At 48.3% G+C, this 1,622-nt stretch carries 1 protein-coding gene; it reads left to right on the top strand.

Going from position 1 to position 1,622, the window contains the following annotated elements; genetic code table 11:
- Positions 1–1,490 (top strand): L-arabinose isomerase (gene araA, locus DDR33_RS06240; protein ID WP_109414916.1); only part of this gene is annotated, 1,490 nt, incomplete at its 5' end.
- Between the last annotated feature and the right edge of the window lie 132 nt (positions 1,491–1,622).

Here is a 1,622-nt window from a genome sequence, read left to right as displayed (position 1 = left end):
TGTTAGATCTAAAAAAATTCGAAGTCTGGTTTGTTACAGGCAGCCAGCATTTATACGGGGAAGAAACCCTCAGACAAGTTGCTGAACATTCTCAGGAAATCGCGTCTTTCCTTAACGGAGCAGAGAATATTCCGGTACGCGTTGTTTTTAAGCCAACTGTTAAAAGTACAGAAGAGATCACTACTATCTGCCAGCAGGCTAACGTTGCCGAAAACTGTATTGGAGTGATCGCATGGATGCACACCTTCTCCCCTGCTAAGATGTGGATCAACGGGCTGAAAGTTCTTCAAAAACCCATCCTCCACTTACACACCCAGTTCAACCGTGACATTCCATGGAGCACGATCGATATGGATTTCATGAACCTTAACCAGAGTGCTCATGGCGACCGCGAATTCGGATTCATCATGTCGAGACTGCGCATTGAACGTAAGGTAGTGGTAGGCCACTGGAAAGACACAGGTGTCCTGGAAGAGATCAACGCATGGACCCGCGCTGCTGCAGGCTGGTATGACTGGCAGGGAGCAAGGTTTGTTCGTTTCGGCGACAACATGCGTTTCGTTGCGGTCACTGACGGCGATAAAGTAGAGGCAGAACTGAAATTCGGTTTTTCTGTAAATACTCACGGAATCGGAGACCTCGTTTCTGTAATCAACCAGATCAGCGACGGCGAAGTGGATACTCTTACAGCTGAATACGAAGAAAGATATGCTGTTGTAGAAGCTCTCAGAAAAGGCGGTGCACAATATTCATCACTCCGTGATGCTGCCAGAATTGAGCTTGGCCTGAAGACATTCCTTCAGGACGGGGGCTTTAAAGGATTCTCTGATACATTTGAAGACTTGCATGGAATGGTACAGTTGCCAGGGATTGCAGCACAGCGCCTTATGAACCAGGGCTACGGCTTTGCGGGTGAAGGTGACTGGAAGACTGCAGCCCTGGTGCGTGCCATGAAAGTAATGGGAAGCGGACTTAAAGGAGGTAATGCCTTCATGGAAGATTATACCTACCATTTCGATCCATCCAATCCTCTGGTTCTCGGCTCCCACATGCTTGAAATTTGTGAATCAATAGCAGATGGAAAACCTGCCTGCGAAATTCACCCCTTAGGCATCGGCGGCAAAGCAGATCCTGTGCGCCTGGTATTCAACGTTGCCGCAGGCCCTGCCATCAACGCATCCATCATCGATATGGGCAACCGCTTCCGCCTCCTCGTAAACGAAGTAGAAGCCGTAGCACCTCAGCACGATCTGCCGAAATTACCGGTAGCCCGCGTCCTCTGGAAACCATACCCTGATATGAAGACCGGATGTGCCGCCTGGATTCTTGCCGGTGGTGCACACCACACCTGCTACAGCCAGAACCTTACTTCTGAGCACATGCAGGATTTCTCCGAAATGGCAGGTATCGAATTTGTCAGGATCGGCAAAGAAACCACCCTCTACCAGCTAAAGAACGAGCTGAGATGGAGTGAAGCTGCTTATAAGTAAGTTATAAGTAGTAAGTTATAAGTACCCGCCAGGAGCTTAACCTTCTGGCTAATAAAAAAAGTTACAAGTGATAAGAAGCTATTCGAGCTAACCTTCGCTTGTAACTTTTTTTATTAGCCTCCCCTACTTACT

The sequence above is a fragment of the Pararcticibacter amylolyticus genome, from assembly GCF_003130405.1.
Lineage (GTDB): Bacteria > Bacteroidota > Bacteroidia > Sphingobacteriales > Sphingobacteriaceae > Arcticibacter > Arcticibacter amylolyticus.
The sequence above is the reverse complement of the archived record's forward strand: the minus strand, read 5'-3'. Positions and strand labels throughout refer to the sequence as shown.